The organism is Chryseobacterium limigenitum (assembly GCF_900114875.1).
In the GTDB taxonomy this organism is placed as follows: domain Bacteria; phylum Bacteroidota; class Bacteroidia; order Flavobacteriales; family Weeksellaceae; genus Chryseobacterium; species Chryseobacterium limigenitum.
Genome location: NZ_FPKW01000001.1, coordinates 252,852 through 270,034 on the forward strand (window position 1 = coordinate 252,852; position 17,183 = coordinate 270,034).

The following is a 17,183-nucleotide window of genomic DNA, read 5'->3' on the forward strand; positions in this document are numbered from 1 at the left end:
GCGAGAACTTCCGGAATTTCTTGTTGAAACTCTTGGTCTTTTAGGTTTTCCTGAATTATTATTGTCTCTGCTCATGCTAAAATATTTTTGCAAAGATAGTAATTTAGTTACGAGTTAAAAATTAAGAATCATAACTTTGCAATATAGTTTCACTATTAACGTTATAGAAATTCTGAAAATGATAACAATATTAAACGATAATTTTTCTCAATTAAACGACTTTTTACACGAAAAATCATTCAGCAAAATCTTTATTTTAGTTGATGAAAATACGCATGAATACTGTCTTCCCGTTCTTTTAGGCAATTTGGAAACCGAACTTTCATTTGAAATTCTGGAGATCGAAGCAGGGGAAGAAATGAAAAATATCCAGACTGCCAACCAGCTTTGGGAAATTCTGACAGAAATGAAAGCCGACAGAAAAGCCCTTGTCATCAACCTTGGAGGCGGTGTCATTACGGATATGGGAGGCTTTGTGGCTTCTACTTATAAAAGAGGAGTTCAGTTTATTAATATTCCGACGACGCTTTTATCGATGTGTGACGCATCTATTGGCGGAAAAACAGGGATTGATTTGATGCATTATAAGAATATGGTAGGAACTTTTAGCTTTCCTGAACAGATTTTTGTGTATCCTAAATTTTTAGAAACACTTCCTTTTAAACAATTAAGAAGTGGTTTTGCCGAAATGCTGAAACACGGATTAATCGCAGATAAAAAACATTGGGACAATCTTATTCAGATCCATAAATTAGATATAGAAGGAATTATTCCGCATATTCAAACTTCAATGGATATCAAGCAGGATGTTGTAGAGAAGGATTTTCATGAAAAAAATATCAGAAAAACATTGAATTTCGCCCATACCATCGGTCACGCCATTGAAAGTTTATGTCTGGAACAAGGAAATCCTATTTTACATGGGGAAGCTGTTGCTATGGGAATGATTTCGGAGACGCATCTCTCCTATCTTGAAGGGGTGATTTCAGAAGATGATTCAAAAGTTATTATTGAAAACGTTCAGAGATATTATCCTTATTTAGATATCAGTGATTTTAAAGATGAAGATATTTTTGCGTTATTATTGAATGATAAAAAGAATACTGACAGTAAAATCAACTTCTCATTAGTCTCAGGAATCGGTGAATGTACCTATGATTATCAATGCAGCCAGAAAAATATTATCGAGTCATTGAATTTTTACAGACAATTGGATAGTATTTAATTGAAATTATGGAAATTTTCAAGCAAAATCATCTGTTTTATGAATTTGCGCCGATTTGTTCGATTTGTAATCAAATGTTTGTTTAGTATTTTAATTTATTAATTTTCAAATACTTACGTGTATTACTGCTTGTTTTTAGGCGATATTTTTCACTGACTTTTGTCATGTTTTTCAGTTTTGGCAAGCAATTTGAAAGATACTCTGCGTCAACGTAAAAATTGACAGTAGTAAAATTTAAAATTAAGAATAGTAAAATATTAAAAAATTAAAGTTATGAAAAAGTTAATTTTAGGATTAGCAGTAACTGCAAGTTCACTAGCATTCGCACAAACAACTACAGCTACGGCTTCATCTTCAAACCCGGTTACATTTGGTGTTAAAGGAGGAATGAACGTTTCTTCTTTATCTAAAAATGAAGGTTTAGACGATACAAAATCAAAAATTGGTTTTAACGCGGGTGTATTTGCTAACATTCCAGTTGCAAGTTCATTCAGCATTCAGCCAGAGGTTATTTATAATGATCTAGGAGCAAAATCAACAAGAAACTATACTGTTTTAGGAAACAACTATAAAGATGAGTATTCTACAAATTTAGGATATATCTCTGTTCCAGTGATGTTCCAGTATAATGCTCTTCCAAATCTTTATTTAGAAGCAGGTCCAGAATTCGGATTTTTAGTAAGTGCTAAAGATAAATTCAAAAGTTCTACTAACGGAAGTAATAACGTTTCTTCAACATCTACATTAAATAAGGATGATTTCCAAACATTTAACTTTGGTATTGGTATCGGTGCTGGATATTATTTCACAGATAATTTAGGAGTTACTGCAAGATATACTGCTGGAGTTACTGATATTTTCAAAAACAACAATGGAGACGCTGTGAGAAACAACGTATTCCAAGTAGGATTGGCTTATAAATTCAAATAAGCTTTCTTAACATTCAGAAAACAAATTTTAGTTTCAATATAAAGTCAGATCGTAAAGTCTGACTTTTTTAATTTAAATTGATAAATTGAGTGTCATATTAAATATAATCGCTAAAATATCATGCTATTTTTATTTATTTTTAAAACAATTAATAAACTTTGGCAAGAAATTTGCTTAATTTTGTGTATAAATTATTAAAATCAATAATAACTAAAAATTAAACTATGAAAAAATTATTCTTAGGATTAGCAGTTGCTGCCAGTTCATTAGTATTTGCTCAAGAGAAAGCTAAATCTACTTCTCCGGTTGCATTCGGTGTAAAAGCTGGTTTAAATGTTTCTACAATTTCAGGAGGTGATTCAAAAGGTAAAGCAGGATTTTATGGTGGTCTTTTTGCAAACATTCCTGTAGCATCAAGCTTTAGTGTTCAGCCGGAAGTTCTATACAATGGTGTTGGAGCAAAAGCAGATGGACTTGAAGAGTTAAAGGTAAACTTGAGTTATATCTCAGTTCCAGTGATGTTCCAATATAATGCAACTCCGGAATTTTATCTTGAAGCTGGACCTCAATTCAGTTTCTTAGTAGATTCTAAATTCAAATATCAATCAGTGTCAGTAAAAGCAAACGATTATATCAAAGGTTTTGATTTTGGCATTGGTATCGGAGCTGGATATTTCTTCACGCCTAACATCGGTGTAAATGCAAGATATGTTGCAGGTGTTACAGATATAGGTAAAGAAGTTGCAGGTTCACAGCCAGAGGGAAAAAACAATGTTTTCCAGGTAGGTCTGGCATATAAGTTTTAATAAACATTTTAGTTCAATATAAAAGTCAGATCGTAAGGTCTGACTTTTTTTGATTTACACCATTCTCCCCGATTATTATTTTAATTTTTTTTTGTTTTCACATTTTTAGAATAAAATAAATAAAAGTGAAAATATTATTGATAAAATTAATTAATTAAACTTAATTATGGTTTTATTTAAATTAATAACTCCATTTTGATTAAAAAACAAAGTTATTAACTTGTTTATTATCAGTCACTTATGTTTATTTTGGCATACGGTTTGTTAATAATGAAAAGTCAAACATTAGATTTAATAGTTTGACAATAAAAAATAAAATAAGTAAAAATAAAAGACAAGTTTATGAAAAAAGTAATTTTAGGATTGGCGGTTACTGCAAGTTCGTTAGCATTTGCACAAGAAATAAAATCTTCGCCTTCTATTACCTATGGTGCCAAAGTTGGCCTCAATGTATCATCCATTTCAAAAGATGCATTGCTCAGTGATCAAAAATCAAAAATAGGTTTTAATGTGGGAGGTTTTGTTAATATTCCTATTTCAAGCCAATTTAGTATTCAACCGGAATTGTTGTACAGTTCATTAGGTGGAAAAGCAAAGTATACTATTACACAAAATGATGTACTTCTTACTGAAAATCCTATTGTAGTAGGTTCACGTAAGATAGACAGATCATTTACAACATCAATAAATTATTTAACAATACCGGTGATGTTCCAATACAAAGCACTTCCTAATTTGTATTTAGAAGCAGGACCTGAATTTGGACTTGTTGTATCTGATCTGAAGAATAAGGGAGATGAAACCATAACAATTACATCAGGAGCTAATACTAATGTAGCTTCTTCAAGTTATAATACTGTTTTGAATAATAACGGTAATAAAATAAATAGTTTTAATCTCGGTATTGGTATTGGAGCTGGATATTATTTTACACCAAATATTGGTATAAGTGCTAGATATGTAGCGGGTGTAACAAATATTTATCGAAAAGATTCAGGAAATAATATATTAGAAGTAGGTAAAGGCAGCCAGGGATCAAGTGACTTAAAAAATAATGTATTCCAAATAGGTTTAATGTATAAATTTTAATTAATACATATTCATAATCAAATTTTAAAATTCAATAAAAGCTCAGATTTATCTAGTCTGGGTTTTTTAAAATATAAACCCCCAAAAAGGCTAAATAATAAATAAGTAAAAGTAAAAGACAAATTTATGAAAAAAATAATTTTAGGATTAGCAATTACTGCAAGTTCGTTGGCATTTGGCCAAGCAACGACAAAAGAAATTGTAAAATCTTCATCTCCTATTACATTAGGAGCAAAAGGAGGGATAAACTTCTCTACCACAGATCATGCAGGCGATGGGAAAGTTGGATTTTATGCAGGAGGTTTTGTTAATATTCCTCTTTCAAAGCATTTCAGCCTTCAGCCGGAGCTTATTTACACCATGAGAGGAGAAAAATATACAATTCAGTATAGCCCAAATGTGATTGCAAAATCTACAAATACAGATCATCTCTTATCAGTACCTGTAATGTTTCAATATGATTTCAACAAGAAATTTTATCTGGAAGCCGGAACTCAATTTGATTTTTTAGTAAGTGGAAAAACTAAAGAGACCGGAACTATTAACGGTAGCCCTTATGAGAAAACCTATAAATCTGAAAAGGGGCTTGATGTTAATTTAGGTATTGGTGCAGGATATTATATAACCCCAAAATTTGGTGTTAGTGCAAGATTCGTAACTCGAAATGGAGCTCAGCTAGGCATACTATACAAATTTAAATAATAATTTTTGATTTAAGGGAAAGTAAGGTTTAGTAGATAAGCCTTGCTTTTTTGTTTATAGTAATCAAAATATGTATATAGAATTGCCTTTGTGTAATGTAGAAATTAAATTACGTAATCTGTATAAAATTAAGTTTATTATTATGTGTTATTTTCCTTCCGAGGGAGCTTTACTTAAAGATTAAACGTATAAATTTTCATGTTTGGCAAGCAATTTGCAAATTACTCTGCGTCTGGTTGAAAAACCAGATTCAAAGTAAAGTAAAATTTAAAATAAACAATTATGAAAAAGGTATTTCTAGGACTAGCAGTAGTAGCTGGTACATTAGCATTTGCACAAAAAACGGAAGAAATTATTGTTGTTAAGGAAGAGATAGTACCTACTCCTCCCGCTCCAATAAGATTTGGTATTAAAGCAGGTGGAAATGCAGCTTCTTTTAATGATCAGGATGTAAGTTTGAACAATCAAAAACTAGGATTTCATGCAGGTGCGTTTGTTAATATTCCATTATCTAAAAAGTTTTCACTTCAACCCGAAGTATTGTATAATCAGCTAGGATCGAAAAGCGTACTCTCTTCTACTGAGGTTACTACGGGAGCAACCACTGTAAAAACAAAAGATGATTATTCTACAACGATGAATTATATTTCGGTTCCGTTGATGCTTCAAATGAGGCCTACAGAAAACTTTTATATAGAAGCGGGTCCGGAATTCAGTTATTTTATTGATGGAAAAAATAAAGGTTCAAGAACAATTGAATCTACAACCGGAGGTATTACAACAACTCAGGCTTCATCAACATCTGAAGACATTAATAAAGATGATATCAAGAAATTTAATGTTGGTTTAGGTCTTGGTTTAGGGTATGATTTTACACATAACTTAGGGATTAACGCGAGATACGTAAACAGCTTAACGAATATTCGTACAAATGCTCCTCAAGGAGTTGATGTAACAACAAACAGAGTTTTCCAATTAGGATTAAACTACAAATTCTAGAACAAATTTTAATATATCAATAGAAAAAGGTCAGACTTAATTATTAGTCTGACCTTTTCATTTATCAATTTATTTAAGCTTAATTAAATAATTCAACCTCCTCTCCTTTTGCTACAGGATATTCTTCTGTAAAACATCCAAAGCAATGGTTGGAAGATCCTAAAATCTCTTTCAGGTTATCTGTACTTAAAAACTCTAAAGAGTCAACTCCCAGATAAACTCTAAGTTCTTCAGTCGTCATATTGGCAGAGATCAAATCATCTTTTGAAGGTGTATCGATTCCTAAATAACAAGGAGCGATAATTGGCGGAGAAACACTTCTGAAGTGAATTTCCTTTACACCAGCTTCTTTCAGGATCTTAACCAATCTTTTAGAAGTGGTTCCACGAACGATGGAATCATCGATAATCACTACTCTTTTACCTTTAATTTCAGAAATAATCGGGTTCAATTTAAGGTTCACTACTCTTTCCCTCATTTCCTGAGTCGGTACGATGAAACTTCTTCCGATATATCTGTTTTTAATTAAAACCGGACGGAAAGGTATTCCCGAAGCCTTAGAAAAACCAATCGCTGCCGGAACTCCCGAATCAGGAACTCCAATTACGATATCAGCTTCTACAGGAGCCTGTTCCCAGATTTTTTCACCAGATTTTTCTCTGATTTCGTAAACATTGATATTTTCTAAAGTAGAGTCAGGTCTTGCAAAATAAATGTACTCAAAAGAACAGATCCTCTGCTTTCCTCTCTCTTCATTTACCATTGAAGAATTTAATTTTCCGGGTTCGTTTTCATTGGTGTAAATGATCTCTCCCGGTAAAATATCACGAACATACTGAGCGCCAACCGCGTCTAAAGCTACGGATTCCGAAGCAACAACATATGTTTTTTCGTCCACTGCACCTAAAACCAAAGGTCTGATTCCGTTGAAATCTCTGAATGCAAAGAATTTATTTCTCGTCATCCCGACAACCGAATACGCACCTTCTATTTTTTCCATGGTTGCTTTGATAGCGCCACGAAGTCCTAGATCAAGATTTTTTTGAATTAATCTTAAAATAACCTCAGAATCCGAAGTTGCTCTGAAAACAACGCCTTCAGCTTCCAATTCTGTCTTTAATTCTCTCGCATTGGTTAAGTTACCGTTGTGAGCGATAGAAAGTATAATCTGATCATATTCGTTTTTTGCGAAAAATGGCTGAAAATTATACTTCTTTTTGTCTCCTGCCGTCGTGTAACGAGTGTGCCCGATTGCAGAATTTCCCATAAAAGCTTCAGGATCCTTGATCTCTTTATAAACATCCAAAACCAAACCTTCATCCTTCATATTGGTGATTTTTCCGTCCTTAAGAACAGAAATACCACAAGCTTCCTGACCTCTGTGCTGCAAAGCAAAAAGCCCGAATTGTGAAAGAGAAAACGTGTCCAAATCATTGTCAGAATACATTCCGAAGATGCCGCACTCCTCGTTCGGAGCGTCCAGTCTTTCTTCTTCCTGCGTTCTGAAAAGATTTCTTCCGTAGGTTTGAGTTTCAAACTGTTTTAAATATTCACTTTTATGAATGTCTAAACTTTTCATTTCTATTTTTTCTAAATTTTGATGATGGAAGCTGGGAGCTTGAAGTCTGAAGTTTACAACTAAACTTTTAATTTTTGCCGATAAACTTCCAGCATCCAACTTCTGGCTTCTAGCCTAAATTACTTACCTAGTAAAGTTTTCAATCTGTTGTAGATCTCAACGTAAGCTTCGGTTACTTCACCTAAGTCTCTTCTGAATCTGTCTTTATCTAATTTCTTCATCGTATCTTTGTCCCAAAGTCTGCAAGTATCAGGAGAAATTTCGTCTGCAAGGATGATCTCACCGTCTGAAGTTTTACCTAATTCAATTTTAAAGTCAACCAAGATGATGTTCATTTTATCGAATAGATCGATCAGGATTTCATTGATATCAGAAGTCAACTCGTACATCTCATCAAGCTCTTCATAAGTAGCTGCACCTAAGAAAACTGCGTGGTGATCGTTGATAAGCGGATCTCCCAATTCGTCTTTTTTGTAGCAGATATCGAAGATGGTAACCGGAGATTTAATTCCTTCTTCAACTCCTAATCTTTGAGCCATACTTCCTGCAGAATAGTTTCTTACAACCATTTCCAAAGGAATGATGGATACTTTTTTTACCAATTGCTCTCTTTCGTCCAATTGCTTAATGAAATGAGTTTTGATCCCTTTTTCATTTAAATATTCAAAAATCAAAGTTGTGATGGCATTGTTCATTTCACCTTTCAAATCAACAGATCCTCTTTTTTGAGCATTAAATGCAGTTGCGTCGTCTTTGAAACGTACAACTACCTGATCCGGATTATCGGTTGCAAATACTTGTTTTGCTTTACCCTCGTACAACATTTCTTTCTTTTCCATTTTTCTAAATGTCTTATTAGTTAGATTTATATTTATTTTACTTAATTAAAATTCCTGTTAAAACTGCCATTCCAAAGCTCAGTAATGTACCTATCAATACATATTCTGTTAATTTTCTTTGTTTGGCCTGTGCAAGATCGCTGAACCTGAAAACAGATTTCGCAGCCACCATAAAACCCACACCTTCCCAGTGATTCACCATAATAAAAGTGAAAACCAGTAAACGTTCTAAAATCCCGATATATTTTCCGGCACTCGATAAAGATTCGGTTTGTATATTGCTTACTGTCTCCGGAACGGGCGTCCATGAAGACAATAGTATTTTAATAAAGATAGAAGCAGGTGTCGTTAAAAACAGAGCTGCCATCAATATTTTTAAAGTATTCTGATCTTCTAAAAATTCAAAATTAAATTCATTAAAATAAAAAGATACTCCTGCAATCACTAAAATATGAAGTGCTTGATCAATAAAAAACCAATTCTTTTTATTCTTAATGGTTTGAAAAATCAATTTGGAAGCATCAATGATAAAATGTGTAAGTCCCACCAAAACCGCTACCCACCAAAGTTGTAAGTCCCAAAGGAAAATAAAACTTAATATGGTGTGAATCAGAATATGAAGATACAAATATTTGCTCTTCAGTTTTTTGCTTTCTTTATCAGCTACCCATGAATTTGGCTGGAGAATAAAGTCTCCAAGTAAATGTGCCAATATGAGTTTAGTAAAGATCATAGTTTACAGTTCTGAGATTTTCTTTCTAAAATATTGATTGGTCTCTACGATAAGCTCGTAGTTTGCGCGTTTCAGTCGCTGGCTTATCGACGATTGTGAGATCGCGAATTTTTTTGCCAGATCTTCCTGAGTGATGTCGGTATTCATGATCATTTCGTGGATGATTTCTGAGGTCGCCATTGTCCAGTTATCAAAGTCTTTGGAAGACCATTTCAACAAAATATTAAGATCTCTGTCTACATTGTCATTGGAAGTTTTGATGGCAACGGTGTGCCCATCACTTTTCAGATCATTCAATAATCTTCCGGAATTCACATAAGCGGTTCCGTTGGATTCAGTGATTTTTTCGGACGAAAAATTTTCCTCACCAATACCAATGGCAATTCTTACATCTAAATTTTCCTGACTTTTTATAAGAGATTTTATGGCTAGAAAACGCCAGAACACATCATCAATGTTACATTTGAACTGAAACTCATCTCCTCTGTAAATTTCCCACGTAAGTGGTGAGCTTCCCCAATGTTCCAGAAGATTCTTTAGCTTGGTAATCCAAACTTCTGTGTCTGCGTGTTGCGAATTTATAATATCACCCGTAAGGACCGCTATCATTTTGCAAATATAAGCATTATTACTTATAAATAAAAAATATAAGCAGAAACACTTATAGATAATGATTATTAGTGAATCTGCTTATATCGATGATACCTTAAATAAAGGTTTTGTGATGTTTATTTAAAGGATTAAGATGTCTAAATATAGACTTAAATCCTAGACTTACTTCTTAATAAACTGATATCCTTTACCATCAAGGTTTAATAAATAGGTTCCTGATGACAGGTTTTGTACAGAAATATTCTTCTTATTTTTAAAAGGAGCTTTTTCAGTATAGATCAATTTTCCTGATAAATCTAAAATCTGCGCTGTTTTGATTTTTTCTGTTTCATTTCCGCTCACAAAAATATTTTCCTGAGTTGGATTTGGATAGATTCTGAATTTTTTATTTTCAGTTAATAATTCAGAGGTAGATAGTGTTCCCAGATTATCACAGTAGTTACTTGCATAAGAATCCCACTCACTAAGGTTGAATGTATTTGCAGGCTGCATAATGTTTGATTTTCTGTATAATGAAATATTTCCTAAAGAATTACTCTGCCCGCTGGTTCCAATTGCGTCTACAGTTGCAGATTTATAACGTAATTCCAGATACTGAGTTCCTGAAAAAGTCATTTGCGGAGCCGCAGTGACAAACTTCGCCTGATCAATTACATAACATGAAAAATTAGCGCTAGGATTAAGGATTACAAAGGTTTCATTGTTTTGAACTGTTCCTTCCAATTCATAAGGCGCAGGATAATAAAAATTACTGCCACTCGGAAGTTGTATAGATAGTCTATAATCACTTAAATTTACTGTGTGACCGGTTTTATTTGTTATTTCTAATCCTTTATTATTAGATGTTCCTTCTAAATATTTTGTAATCAATAAATCTTTAGCATAGATGTCTGACGCTAAAGTTGTAACAGGAACAATATTACTGTCCGAAGAAAGCAAATATCCGTTGTCATAAGCTTTAACCGTAAAGCTATATGCTGTAGACGGCGTCAAATGATCAATGCTGATTGATGTATTTCTTGTTGAAGCTACCAATGTTCCGTTTTGATAGATTTTATAACCGATAACATCTGTGCTTGTGCTTGGAGACCAACTTAACGTTGTAAAATAAGCACTTGTTTGAGTTACCGTAAGATTTAACGGAGTTTGTGGAACAGCCGCATCCGGAGTTTGCGACCAGATCGCGCTCACCCAGGCCGGATTATCTATAAAAGGATTTCTGTTTTTCTGTAAAGTATAAACGGAATTATTTCTGTCGATTTCCTTCTGAGAAACAGGATCCTGAGCATTCCATTGAAGGAGCATTGCAATATATGTGTTGTCAAAAGCTTTTTCTTCTGTTCCGTCCAACGGGTTGGTATCAGAAGCCGGATTTGCATTATTATTAAAGTTAAAAGTGCCTAATTTTCCTTCATATCTCACCGCAAAATACAGCAGGCTTCTTGCTACATCGCCTTTAAATTCATTAATAGGCTCATAAACACGTCCTGTATAAACCGAATTAGGAATAGCACTGTTTCCAATTCGAGAAGAATTTGTAAAGGTGTAAAAAGTCGTTGTGCCGGCTACTCCATAAGGATAATTACTTCTCAACTGATTGATTCTTGCATCTGTAGGAACTACATAAAACAAATCAGAATACATTGGATAATTACTGTAAAATGTACTTTGGGGCATCATATGTTCCCTGTTCCATCCTAGTCCTTCTGCGCCTGCGCTTCCGATAATATTGGCTGTAGTGTATTCGTAAGCATCGGGTCCGGTGGGTATTTCAGAATACATATCTAATAATAAGGTTGTATTGCTGGCGTCGTGATCATAATATTTATCAAGATCGGTTTGATTATAGTAATTGGTAAGGTCGCTATAATTCCAATTGGTGTTTTTTGCCGATATAATATCGTGAAGTTTCGACTTTAAGGCATAGCCTGTAAGCCCCGCTGTTCCATCATAATATCCTGCAGGAATCTGAGCGAAGATATAAGATGAAAATAAAATTATAGGAAGTAGAAGTTTTTTCATGCTTTAAAATTGGGTGGCTAAAATAGTAAATTAATTAACTCAAAGTTCTGAAATTTTTATTAAAAAATCATTAATTAACAAAATATAAAAAATTGATAATTAAAACTTTGTGAATGAATTAGAATGATAGAAATAATTTTTTTTCGTATACCAACAATTTAAGTATCTTTGGGCACTAACTATTTTATCTATATGAATACAGAAACAATGGACAACATTAAAATGATAGCTGAAACGGCAAGAGAGTTTGCTGAAAAAAACATCAGACCGAACATTATGGAATGGGATGAAAGTCAAACTTTTCCAAAGGATTTATTTCACCAATTGGGAGAGATGGGTTTCATGGGTATTGTTATTCCTGAGCAGTATGGAGGTTCTGGTCTTGGTTATCACGAGTATGTTACCATCCTGGATGAGATCTCTCAGGTAGATCCTTCTATCGGGCTTTCTGTAGCAGCGCACAATTCTCTTTGTACAAACCACATTTATGAGTTTGGAAATGAAGAGCAAAGACACAAATGGCTTCCTCAATTGGCTTCAGGTAAAGTTATCGGAGCTTGGGGATTAACAGAACATAATACTGGTTCAGATTCCGGAGGAATGTCTACAACGGCAGTAAAAGACGGTGATGACTGGATTATCAGCGGTGCTAAAAACTTTATCACTCATGCTATTTCCGGAGACATTGCTGTTGTAATGACAAGAACCGGAGAGATTGGTGCAAAAAATAACTCTACAGCTTTCGTTTTAGAAAAAGGAATGACTGGTTTTTCTTCTGGTAAAAAAGAAAATAAATTAGGAATGCGTGCTTCTGAGACTGCAGAATTAATTTTCGACAATGTGAGAGTTCCGGATTCTCATCGTTTAGGAGAAGTTGGAGAAGGTTTCAAGCAGGCAATGAAAATTCTTGACGGAGGTAGAATTTCTATCGCTGCACTAAGTTTAGGTACTGCAAGAGGAGCTTATAAAGCTGCTTTAAAATATGCTAAAGAAAGACATCAATTCGGAAAATCTATTTCAGAATTCCAGGCGATCAACTTCATGTTGGCGGATATGGCTACAGAAATTGATGCATCTGAACTATTGATTCAAAGAGCTTCAACATTGAAAAATGCTAAGCAAAAAATGACAAGAGAAGGAGCTATGGCAAAATTATACGCTTCTGAAGCTTGTGTAAGAATTGCTAATAATGCTGTTCAGATCTTCGGAGGTTACGGTTATACTAAGGACTTCCCTGCCGAGAAATATTACAGAGACTCTAAATTATGTACCATTGGTGAAGGAACTTCTGAGATCCAGAGATTGGTTATCGGTAGAGATATCACTAAATAAATTTATTAAAAAACATACAAATGATTAAAAAAGCCCTTTTGGGTGAATTTTTGCATGAAGCAGAAAACACCAGAAAAATTTTAAAAGCGATTCCCGATAGCGCTTTAGATTGGAAACCGTCTGAAAAAAACTGGACAACAGCTCAATTAGCTTCTCATATTGCAGAAGTTTATAATTGGTACGAGTCTACCTTCAATCAGGATGTTTTTGATATGGGAGCCTATCAATACGACAAAGGAGATATTTCTAAAGCTGAGAATATTGTAGCAAAATTTGAAGAAAATGTTGCCAATGCTCAAAAATCAATAGAAAACTCTAATGAGGAAGATTATTTTAATGAATGGAAAATGGAAATGAACGGTAACGTACTTTTCCCTCCTACTCAGAAAATTCAGGTGATTCGCGGCTTTTTGTATAATCATTTGTATCATCATAGAGGTGAATTGGTTGTTTATTTAAGATCTACAGGAAATAAAGTTCCGGGATTGTACGGGCCAACCGCCGACGATAAAATGTAAAAATTAGAATTATATTATCATAATTGAATAGCACACGTATTTTGCGTGTGCTATTTTCTTTTTTTGAGATAATGTGTTTTAAGCCTAATTCAATGTATTGCATAATAATTTAAACATATTATCATAAATTTTCTTAAAAAAATTCGTTTTTCATTGTTAAAATTTTATTAGCTTTGATATTTCACAATCAAAATAATATTTATATGAAAAAACAGTTATCAATGATCGGAATGCTTCTCATCACTGGCATTTCTTTCGCGCAGACAGATCGTCTTTGGTCTGAAGGTTCAAGAAAAGCAACTTCTGAGGTCTTCGAAAACAAGAATTTCGTTACTAATCCTAAGGTTTACAGCCTTGATATTAACGGCTTGAAAAACGTATTGGCCAAAGCTCCTAAAAGACTGGCTGTTGGCGAAAAATCCATGATCATTATTTCTTTCCCGAATTCAGAAGGGAAAATGGAGAATTTTAAAGTAAAAGAAAATTCAAACTTCGATCCTCAATTAGCAGCAAAGTATCCTGATATCAAATCTTACGTTGGTGAAGGTCTTGATGATCCAAATTCTACAGTTTATTTCAGTATTTCTCAGCTAGGACTATCTTCAATGGAAATTTATGGAGATAAATCTGCAGTTTTCATTGAGCCTTACACTAAAGATCTATCTACCTATGTCGTTTACAAAAAATCAGATAAGAAAGATGATCTTAATAAATTTGAATGTACTGTAATTGATGTTGCTCAAAAAGGTGTTATCAGCGCAAACAATCTTGTAGCAAGACCAAATGCTGATGATGCTAAATTAAGAACATTCAGATTAGCCCTTTCAAGTACAGGTGAATACACAGCTTATTTCGGCGGAACAAAAGCCAACGCTTTGGCAGCAATGAACAACACAATGACTCGTGTAAATGGAGTTTTTGAAAAAGATTTTTCTGCAAGAATGGTTCTTATCGCTAATAATGATGCGGTAATTTACACCAACGCTTCTACAGATCCTTACTCTGCGGCTTCAGGAATGAGCAGTTGGAATTCACAGCTTCAATCAACCCTAACTTCTGTGATTGGTGAAGCAAATTACGATATCGGTCACTTATTCGGAGCTTCCGGAGGTGGCGGAAATGCAGGTTGTATCGGCTGCGTCTGTACAAACGGCTCAAAAGGAAGCGGATATACTTCTCCGGCAGATGCAATTCCATCAGGAGATAATTTTGATATTGATTATGTAGCTCACGAAATGGGTCATCAATTCGGAGGAAATCATACTTTTTCTCATGCTAATGAAGGAACTGGCGTGAATATGGAACCGGGTTCCGGATCAACAATTATGGGATATGCGGGAATTACGGCTCAGGATATTCAACCTCATTCGGATGCATTTTTCCATGCGGTGAGCATTCAGCAGATTACTAATAATATTAAAGCTAAAACCTGTCCTGTAAGTACTTCAACAGGAAATTCAATTCCAACAGCTAACGCAGGTTTAGATTATACAATTCCAAAAGGAACACCGTTTATGCTGACAGGAACAGGGACTGATGCCAACGGAGATTCATTAACTTATGTTTGGGAGCAGATGGACAATGCTTCTTCTTCTCAAACAGGAGCTAGTTCTGCGGCAAGTGCTACAAAAGCAACAGGGCCAACTTTCAGATCCTGGACTCCGCAGGCAACTCCTGTGAGATATTTCCCAAGAATGGCTTCCGTTTTAACAGGTGCAACTACAACTGCTGGCTCAGAAATCACTGTTGAAGCTTTATCTAATGTTGCCAGAACCTTGAATTTCAGATTTACAGTTCGCGACAATAGAGCCGGAGGTTCAGGAAATAATTCTGATGATGCGATCGTTACAGTTAACGGAACGGCAGGACCATTCAGCGTAAGTTCTCAAAATTCAGCAACAACGTATACAGGAGGAACTTCTCAAACTGTAACATGGAATGTTGCAGGAACTACAGCAAACGGAGTAAACGCAGCAAACGTAGATATTCTTTGGTCTACAGACAGTGGAAATACATGGACTACTCTATTGGCAGGAACTCCAAACGATGGAACTCAGGCTGTGGTTATTCCAAATGCTTCTACAACAACGGGAAGAATTATGGTAAAAGGTTCCAATCATATTTTCTTTGACGTAAATAATGCTAATATTACAGTAAATGCAGGTTCAGGTACAAGTGATACTGTTGCTCCTACCGCTCCTACTTTAGCGGCTTCAGGAACAACTTCTACAACTACAAATCTTTCTTGGTCTGGCGCAACAGATGCGGTAGGTGTTACAGGATATGACGTGTATCAGGGAGCTTCATTAATAGGTTCTACAGCTTCAACTTCTTATACAGTAACAAGTTTAACGCCATCAACAACTTACAGCTTCTCAGTTAAAGCAAAAGATGCAGCAGGAAATATTTCAGTTGCAAGTAATTCTGTGAGCGTTACAACTCTTGCAGGAAGTGCGGTGAGCTACTGTTCAGCAACTTCAACAAATACAGCTGATGAGAGAATAGGAAATGTGAAATTCGGAACAATAAACAATACTTCTACAGGAACTGCAGGTTATGAAAACTTTACGGCTGTTTCGACAAATGTAACCAGAGGAAGTGCTTATACTGTTTCGGTAACTCCGGTTTGGACATCAACGGTTTACAATGAAGCTTATGCGGTTTACATCGATTACAACGGTGATGGTGACTTTACGGATAGCGGAGAATTAGCTTGGTCTAAAACAGGTTCTAAAACAACTCCTGTAACGGGAAGCATCACTATTCCGGCAACAGCAACAGTAGGAACTACCAGAATGAGAGTAATGATGCAGTACAGTTCTGTTCCAACATCATCTTGTGGTTCATATACTTACGGACAAGTTGAAGATTATACGCTAAATATTGTTTCTTCAGGAAGAGGAGATTTATTGGATACTAAAGATTTAATGACAGACATTAAATTATATCCGAACCCTGTAAGAGATATTCTAAATGTTTCAAATACGACGTCAGAAGATTACAAGATCTTCGATATGGGTGGAAAACTAATTAACTCAGGAAAACTTCAAAGAGGATCTGTAAATGTAAGCAGTCTTATCAAAGGTGCTTATATGATCCAGATCGGTGAAATCTCAAAAAGATTCATCAAAAACTAAATAACCTTCATTAAGTTAAATTTTGAGATAAAAGGCTGTCCATTTGGGCAGTCTTTTTTTATAATTGATAAATAATCAATGATCAGTGATGAATTTATTGAGCCAAAGAGATTATCCTGTTTACAAAAATCAATTATCAATTATAATTTATCATTCATCTTTTCTATCTTTGCTCTAAATTTAAAAATTTCATGGAAAAAATTGACAGCCTGAACCAAGTAGCAGAATTCCACACAACTTTCAAAGCGCCTATTTTAGATACTCCACAAATTCCTTCTCCGGAAAGATGCAACCTTAGAGTTGAGCTTTTACAGGAAGAATTAAATGAATTAAAACAAGCGATTGCGGATAATGACATCGTGGAAATTGCAGATGCACTTTGCGATTTGCAGTACGTTTTAAGCGGTGCGGTATTAGAATTCGGACTTGGCAGCAAATTTGTAGAGCTATTCAACGAAGTTCAGCGTTCCAATATGTCTAAAGCTTGCGATAATGAAGAACAGGCACAGGAAACAGTTGAGTTTTATAAAGTAAAAGAAGTAGAATCTTTCTATGAAAAATCCGGAGAAAAATTTAATGTTTACAGACAGGCAGATCATAAAGTATTGAAAAACAAATACTACTCTCCTGCCGATTTAAAAACAATTATCGAAAAATAAT

General features: G+C 34.5%; 15 protein-coding genes. 10 read left to right on the forward strand and 5 right to left on the reverse strand.

All coding sequences use genetic code 11. The features are described 5' to 3' along the window. Positions 1-178: 178 nt before the first annotated feature. From aroB to BT156_RS01245, 6 genes are all read left to right on the forward strand, one after another. Entirely contained in the window at positions 179-1,225 is a 1,047-nt protein-coding gene (gene aroB, locus BT156_RS01220; RefSeq protein WP_072406410.1) for a 3-dehydroquinate synthase, read from the forward strand. A gap of 273 nt (positions 1,226-1,498) precedes the next feature. Then, on the forward strand, positions 1,499-2,155 hold the full coding sequence (locus BT156_RS01225; RefSeq protein ID WP_072406412.1) for a porin family protein: 657 nt from the start codon (positions 1,499-1,501) through the stop codon (positions 2,153-2,155). A 224-nt stretch (positions 2,156-2,379) separates the two neighbouring features. Next, entirely contained in the window at positions 2,380-2,961 is a 582-nt protein-coding gene (locus BT156_RS01230) for a porin family protein (protein ID WP_072406414.1), read from the forward strand. 342 nt (positions 2,962-3,303) lie between these two features. Further along, positions 3,304-4,050, forward strand: a complete 747-nt coding sequence (locus BT156_RS01235) for a porin family protein (RefSeq protein WP_072406416.1) — start codon at positions 3,304-3,306, stop codon at positions 4,048-4,050. A gap of 126 nt (positions 4,051-4,176) precedes the next feature. Then, complete coding sequence (locus BT156_RS01240; protein WP_072406417.1) at positions 4,177-4,752, forward strand: porin family protein; 576 nt, start codon at positions 4,177-4,179, stop codon at positions 4,750-4,752. A gap of 282 nt (positions 4,753-5,034) precedes the next feature. After that, positions 5,035-5,751: a porin family protein gene (locus BT156_RS01245; RefSeq protein WP_072406419.1), complete on the forward strand. Its 717-nt coding sequence runs from the start codon at positions 5,035-5,037 to the stop codon at positions 5,749-5,751. A 79-nt stretch (positions 5,752-5,830) separates the two neighbouring features. Here the strand turns inward: BT156_RS01245 and purF are convergent, their stop codons facing one another. From purF to BT156_RS01270, 5 genes are all read right to left on the reverse strand, one after another. Beyond that, the gene (purF, locus tag BT156_RS01250; RefSeq protein WP_072406967.1) at positions 5,831-7,330 is read right to left on the reverse strand and encodes an amidophosphoribosyltransferase; all 1,500 of its coding nucleotides are present in this window, start codon (positions 7,328-7,330) and stop codon (positions 5,831-5,833) included. A gap of 119 nt (positions 7,331-7,449) precedes the next feature. Then, positions 7,450-8,169, reverse strand: a complete 720-nt coding sequence (gene purC / locus BT156_RS01255) for a phosphoribosylaminoimidazolesuccinocarboxamide synthase (protein WP_066758692.1) — start codon at positions 8,167-8,169, stop codon at positions 7,450-7,452. A gap of 37 nt (positions 8,170-8,206) precedes the next feature. Next, positions 8,207-8,902, reverse strand: a complete 696-nt coding sequence (locus BT156_RS01260; RefSeq protein WP_072406421.1) for a DUF3307 domain-containing protein — start codon at positions 8,900-8,902, stop codon at positions 8,207-8,209. Positions 8,903-8,905: 3 nt separating this feature from the next. After that, positions 8,906-9,511 (reverse strand): SatD family protein, encoded by a 606-nt coding sequence (locus BT156_RS01265; protein WP_072406423.1) that lies wholly within the window; start codon positions 9,509-9,511, stop codon positions 8,906-8,908. 165 nt (positions 9,512-9,676) lie between these two features. Further along, positions 9,677-11,536 carry an endonuclease gene (locus BT156_RS01270; RefSeq protein ID WP_072406425.1) on the reverse strand — a complete coding sequence of 620 codons (1,860 nt, stop codon included), beginning with the start codon at positions 11,534-11,536 and terminating at the stop codon, positions 9,677-9,679. A gap of 192 nt (positions 11,537-11,728) precedes the next feature. On the opposite strand from BT156_RS01270, the gene BT156_RS01275 reads away from it, so the two are divergent. The 4 genes from BT156_RS01275 (at position 11,729) to BT156_RS01290 (ending at position 17,182) form a co-directional block, all read left to right on the forward strand. Continuing rightward, positions 11,729-12,868: an acyl-CoA dehydrogenase family protein gene (locus tag BT156_RS01275; RefSeq protein WP_072406427.1), complete on the forward strand. Its 1,140-nt coding sequence runs from the start codon at positions 11,729-11,731 to the stop codon at positions 12,866-12,868. Positions 12,869-12,888: 20 nt separating this feature from the next. Beyond that, complete coding sequence (locus BT156_RS01280; protein WP_072406429.1) at positions 12,889-13,386, forward strand: DinB family protein; 498 nt, start codon at positions 12,889-12,891, stop codon at positions 13,384-13,386. A gap of 203 nt (positions 13,387-13,589) precedes the next feature. Further along, on the forward strand, positions 13,590-16,523 hold the full coding sequence (locus BT156_RS01285; RefSeq protein WP_072406430.1) for a reprolysin-like metallopeptidase: 2,934 nt from the start codon (positions 13,590-13,592) through the stop codon (positions 16,521-16,523). Between the two features lie 191 nt (positions 16,524-16,714). After that, on the forward strand, positions 16,715-17,182 hold the full coding sequence (locus tag BT156_RS01290) for a pyrophosphohydrolase domain-containing protein (protein WP_072406432.1): 468 nt from the start codon (positions 16,715-16,717) through the stop codon (positions 17,180-17,182). Position 17,183 lies beyond the last annotated feature (1 nt).

Excerpts from the sequence above, each read along its gene's own strand:
- aroB (WP_072406410.1), top strand. The coding sequence starts at position 179 with ATGATAACAATATTAAACGATAATTTTTCTCAATTAAACGACTTTTTA.
- BT156_RS01225 (WP_072406412.1), top strand. The coding sequence starts at position 1,499 with ATGAAAAAGTTAATTTTAGGATTAGCAGTAACTGCAAGTTCACTAGCA.
- BT156_RS01230 (WP_072406414.1), top strand. The coding sequence starts at position 2,380 with ATGAAAAAATTATTCTTAGGATTAGCAGTTGCTGCCAGTTCATTAGTA.
- BT156_RS01235 (WP_072406416.1), top strand. The coding sequence starts at position 3,304 with ATGAAAAAAGTAATTTTAGGATTGGCGGTTACTGCAAGTTCGTTAGCA.
- BT156_RS01240 (WP_072406417.1), top strand. The coding sequence starts at position 4,177 with ATGAAAAAAATAATTTTAGGATTAGCAATTACTGCAAGTTCGTTGGCA.
- BT156_RS01245 (WP_072406419.1), top strand. The coding sequence starts at position 5,035 with ATGAAAAAGGTATTTCTAGGACTAGCAGTAGTAGCTGGTACATTAGCA.
- purF (WP_072406967.1), bottom strand. The coding sequence starts at position 7,330 with ATGAAAAGTTTAGACATTCATAAAAGTGAATATTTAAAACAGTTTGAA.
- purC (WP_066758692.1), bottom strand. The coding sequence starts at position 8,169 with ATGGAAAAGAAAGAAATGTTGTACGAGGGTAAAGCAAAACAAGTATTT.
- BT156_RS01260 (WP_072406421.1), bottom strand. The coding sequence starts at position 8,902 with ATGATCTTTACTAAACTCATATTGGCACATTTACTTGGAGACTTTATT.
- BT156_RS01265 (WP_072406423.1), bottom strand. The coding sequence starts at position 9,511 with ATGATAGCGGTCCTTACGGGTGATATTATAAATTCGCAACACGCAGAC.
- BT156_RS01270 (WP_072406425.1), bottom strand. The coding sequence starts at position 11,536 with ATGAAAAAACTTCTACTTCCTATAATTTTATTTTCATCTTATATCTTC.
- BT156_RS01275 (WP_072406427.1), top strand. The coding sequence starts at position 11,729 with ATGAATACAGAAACAATGGACAACATTAAAATGATAGCTGAAACGGCA.
- BT156_RS01280 (WP_072406429.1), top strand. The coding sequence starts at position 12,889 with ATGATTAAAAAAGCCCTTTTGGGTGAATTTTTGCATGAAGCAGAAAAC.
- BT156_RS01285 (WP_072406430.1), top strand. The coding sequence starts at position 13,590 with ATGAAAAAACAGTTATCAATGATCGGAATGCTTCTCATCACTGGCATT.
- BT156_RS01290 (WP_072406432.1), top strand. The coding sequence starts at position 16,715 with ATGGAAAAAATTGACAGCCTGAACCAAGTAGCAGAATTCCACACAACT.